General features: G+C 43.9%; 4 protein-coding genes. 1 reads left to right on the top strand and 3 read right to left on the bottom strand.

Going from position 1 to position 4,138, the window contains the following annotated elements:
* Positions 1 to 352: 352 nt before the first annotated feature.
* The gene (locus AB4583_RS05785; protein ID WP_017061937.1) at positions 353 to 781 is read left to right on the top strand and encodes an HIT domain-containing protein; all 429 of its coding nucleotides are present in this window, start codon (positions 353 to 355) and stop codon (positions 779 to 781) included.
* 132 nt (positions 782 to 913) lie between these two features.
* On the opposite strand, the gene AB4583_RS05780 is transcribed toward AB4583_RS05785, so the two are convergent.
* Genes AB4583_RS05780 through AB4583_RS05770 form a run of 3 tightly spaced genes read right to left on the bottom strand, consistent with a single transcriptional unit; the run spans position 914 to position 3,636 of the window.
* Positions 914 to 1,144: a FeoC-like transcriptional regulator gene (locus AB4583_RS05780; protein WP_048660845.1), complete on the bottom strand. Its 231-nt coding sequence runs from the start codon at positions 1,142 to 1,144 to the stop codon at positions 914 to 916.
* Positions 1,141 to 3,414: a Fe(2+) transporter permease subunit FeoB gene (feoB, locus tag AB4583_RS05775; RefSeq protein ID WP_017061939.1), complete on the bottom strand. Its 2,274-nt coding sequence runs from the start codon at positions 3,412 to 3,414 to the stop codon at positions 1,141 to 1,143. Before feoB ends, AB4583_RS05780 begins: the two co-directional genes overlap by 4 nt.
* Complete coding sequence (locus tag AB4583_RS05770; protein ID WP_004734203.1) at positions 3,415 to 3,636, bottom strand: FeoA family protein; 222 nt, start codon at positions 3,634 to 3,636, stop codon at positions 3,415 to 3,417.
* Positions 3,637 to 4,138: the final 502 nt, after the last annotated feature.

Raw genomic sequence — 4,138 nt, 5'->3', positions numbered from 1 at the left:
TTCGAGATTCGAGATTCGAGAAAATTAGAAAGGTTGACGTGAAAGCGTCAACCTTTTTTTTGTCTGGAGGTTTGTTTACTCGATTATTTAAGCGATTAGCTAACCTACACAGCAAGAGATCTCCTATTACGCTCATTCGTCGCTCTAGGAGATGACGAGAATAGGTGTAGTGAATCCAAGACAACATCAATGATGCGCCATCAAACCACACCAAATCGTTATCCCTCTTCTCACCATCATTCCCTACAGTGAGGGACGAACGTGATAGGGAATCTGCTTATTGAGAACGTAAGCCCTAGCCACATTCAAACTCCGACCTTATACTCATGTAAAACAATTAATTGGAAATATCATGAGCTTCGAACTTCACCCGCAACTTGCGAAAGACACCACACTTATCGGCGAATTTCCACTGAGCTTAGCCCTGCTACACAAAGATAACGCAGTGCCTTGGGTTATCTTGGTACCAAAACGTGCCAACCTAAAAGAGTTGCACCACTTACCAATGAAAGAGCAACAGCAGTTCCTACATGAATCTCAGGCGGTAAGCCAAGCATTAGAAGCAACGTTCCAACCAGACAAATTGAACCTTGGTGCGCTGGGTAATATGGTGCCACAACTGCACATCCACCATATTGCACGCTTCAAAGACGACATTGCTTGGCCCGGCCCAGTATGGGGTAATACAAAAGGCGAACAGCGCAGTGAAGAAGATCAAGCCGCTATCCTGACTCGTATCCAAAACGTTCTGTCACTGAGCTCTATCTTCAAGAAAGCATAATTCGAGTCCATCTCATTGAGCTTTAAAGCAAAACACTTCAGAAAAGACACATAACAAAAAGCCGCTCATCTTAGATAAGCGGCTTTGTCATTTTCTAATCTCGCCTTTTTCAACGAGAGTCTGAAGACAGAACTACATCATCACGTTAAGCGACAAACCATCTTGTTTGCTGATGGTGTAGCGAACACGTGTTGTATGACCATGCTTGTTGGTGTCGACCAAGCGAGATACTTTCCCTTTCTTAACCCACACACTCAGCATCGCATCGACGCCATCTTCACTCATGCCAAACTTTGCAGCGAGTTCTTTACGAGCCGCAACACCTTGGCTATCAATGTATTGATGAAGTTCAGTTAAAATCATACGACTTGCACCTCTAGCGCTTTCTGCTTACTGCCGACTTTCTTGAACACGCGATACGTCACCACAAAACCACCAGCAATTGCCACCATCCACACTGCACTTGTCACCGGATGTGCAGCAAAGTTTGCTGCTTGGTAGTAGAAGGTCGCACCAAAGTAACCAAGAGCCATCGTCCAAACCGCGATGAAGCGTGCAAACGTCTGACCAAATTCACGAACATAAGCACCCATCGCGGCCACACAAGGCGTGTAAAGCAGGATAAGAATCAAGTAAGCGAATGCCGCATGACCAGATACAAACTTGTCTTTCAAGTTACCAAAGATAGAGGTATCGACTTCTTGGTCAGCTGCTACAGAATTAGAGTCAGACAAGTCGCCAACTTCAATACCTAATGGATCTGAGTAGCTCAATCCGGCTAGGTTTTCAGGGATCGTCATTACCGCTTCTTGCAGGCTTGCTGCTAAGTCAAACTCAGCTGCTTCTTCATCAGAAGGCGTTGTATATAGGCTATTTAATGTACCAACAACGGCTTCTTTAGCGAAAATACCTGTGATGATACCAACCGTTGCAGGCCAGTTCTCTTCAGTAATACCAATTGGTTGGAATACAGGTGTTACAACTTGAGCTGCTCTAGACAGTACTGAGTTTTCGCTATCTTCGTTACCAAAGCTGCCGTCCATACCTAGAGAGTTTAGGAAGCTAAGAATAGCCACAACCATCACGATTGTTTTACCTGCACCAAGTACGAAACGCTTCAGCTTCTGCCAAGTTTTCAACATTACGTTTTGCACTGTCGGCAATTCGTAATCTGGCATTTCCATCACTAAGCTATCACTGCTACCTGGGTAGATCGTGTTTTTCAGGAACAAACCCGTAAATACAGAAGCAACGATACCCATGATGTACAGAGCGAATACTACGTTTTGTCCTGCACCTGGGAAGAACGCCGCCGCGAACAGTGCGTATACCGGTAAACGAGCACCACATGACATAAACGGCGCCATTGATGCTGCTAGTTTACGTTCGCGCTCTTGGTCAAGAGTACGAGTTGCCATGATTGAAGGCACGTTACAACCAAAGCCCAGTACAAGTGGGACAAATGCTTTACCCGGTAAACCAATCTTCTGCATCACTTTATCAAGTACAAATGCAGCACGAGCCATGTAGCCTGAGCTTTCTAGTACCGCTAAGAATAGGTAAAGCGCTGCGATAACAGGAATAAAGGTCGCAACCGTTTGGATACCGCCGCCAATACCATCAGCAAGTACAGTGACTAACCAAACTGGTAAATGGCCATCTAATAAGTGGTGTCCACCATCAACTAATATTGCTCCAACACCAATATCGAAGAAGTCGATAAACGCACTACCGATATTGATAGAGAACATGAACATTAGGTACATGATAACGAAGAAGAAAGGAATACCGACCCATTTGTTCAAAATGAATTGGTCTGCTTTCTCTGTAAAGTTACGGCTTAGTTTGCCTTCGCTGCGACGAACACGTTTACAAAGGTCATGTAAGAAAGTGTATTTAGCGTCAGCAACAGCAAGGTCAATATCGAAATCGGCACCAAGACGCACGCTATCAATTTGAGTGCGAGTTTGTGGGGCTAAACCATTCAATACCAAGTAATCATTTTCTAAAGCACGAATCGCTAGCGCTCGGTGAGATACGTCAGCATCATCAAATTGTGACTCAACAGAAGGGATAAGAGCTTCTAACGCGGCATCGTAATCAATAGAGATAGGGTCAAGGCTCACACCTTGAACAAGCAGTTTATGCAGACGCTCTTTAAAGCGAACCACTTGACCTTTATCGTTTGCAGACAAGCTTAGAACTGGGCAACCTAGCTCTTTCTCTAGTGCTTTAAGGTTAATCACCTGACGTTCGCGCTTTAATACATCCATTTTGTTCAACACAACGATCATTGGGCGACCCAACTCACGCAGCTGTAATGTCATATATAAGCTTCGTTCTAGACAGTTAGCGTCGACAACATTGATGATCACATCTGCTGGGTGAGTTAAAACAGCGCGAGACGCGATAGACTCATCGATGCTGTTCGCATCATTACCACTGTCTAGTGCGTAGATACCCGGTAAATCCGTTAGTTGAAACTGATCACCAGCGTGCGAGTATAAACCCGTCTTCTTTTCAACAGTGACACCAACCCAGTTACCAACGTGCTGCTTAGCACCAGTCAGTGCGTTGAACAGTGTTGTTTTACCACTATTCGGGTTACCAACGGTAAGAACTTGATAATCCATTTAGATAACCTCGATTTGTTCTGCAATGCTTTCACGAATGGCGATAGAAACACCTCTCACTTCAACTTGAAGCGGATCACCCATAGGTGCACGGCGGATAAGCGTCACCTCGGTTTTTGGCAACATACCCATGACCATAAGTTTCTTCCTTACGTCTGGTGTTAAACCTGTTAGTGCAACAATAGAAGCCGCCTTTCCTTGCTCTAGTTGTGAGAGTTTCATAAGTACCCAATTCGTGACTGATAATGAGAAAGATTGTTATTAACGCCATGATACACATACATGCCCACAATTCTATTGTGTGAAATCAATGTTTTCGAAAATACATACTCGTAAGTTTCGTTAAAAACGTTTACGTCAAAAACGTTACTTTCAACAACTAGCGAGAACAACCTCACTAGTACAAACCCTCCCAAACAAAAACAAATCATTAATTATCAATCACTTGAGACAATGTCGGTTTTATCATAGGTATCTGTCGTTAATTTTATAAGTAAAATAAGTAGCTGGACGTATAGTTACTCCATCGAAGAGAAACTACTTCTCTTTAATTTTATTCCAGAGGTGATATGGCTTTGCTATATCACTCCGGCAGCAAGCGAAGGTGTCGTTGGCACCCGTGGTATAGTCCCCCCGGCTATGCCACGATATTTTTTTTCTTCCCTTTGTTTTATCCCAACAACCTTTTTAAACTCCCCATTTATCTCGTATCTCGTATCTCGTA

It is taken from the genome of Vibrio sp. 10N.222.49.C12, from assembly GCF_041475025.1.
GTDB classification, from domain to species: domain Bacteria; phylum Pseudomonadota; class Gammaproteobacteria; order Enterobacterales; family Vibrionaceae; genus Vibrio; species Vibrio crassostreae_C.
The sequence above is the reverse complement of the archived record's forward strand: the minus strand, read 5'-3'. Positions and strand labels throughout refer to the sequence as shown.

What these genes read in the sequence shown, in the direction of transcription:
- AB4583_RS05785 (WP_017061937.1), top strand. Translation starts at nt 353, where the DNA reads ATGAGCTTCGAACTTCACCCGCAACTTGCGAAAGACACCACACTTATC.
- AB4583_RS05770 (WP_004734203.1), bottom strand. Translation starts at nt 3,636, where the DNA reads ATGAAACTCTCACAACTAGAGCAAGGAAAGGCGGCTTCTATTGTTGCA.
- AB4583_RS05780 (WP_048660845.1), bottom strand. Translation starts at nt 1,144, where the DNA reads ATGATTTTAACTGAACTTCATCAATACATTGATAGCCAAGGTGTTGCG.
- feoB (WP_017061939.1), bottom strand. Translation starts at nt 3,414, where the DNA reads ATGGATTATCAAGTTCTTACCGTTGGTAACCCGAATAGTGGTAAAACA.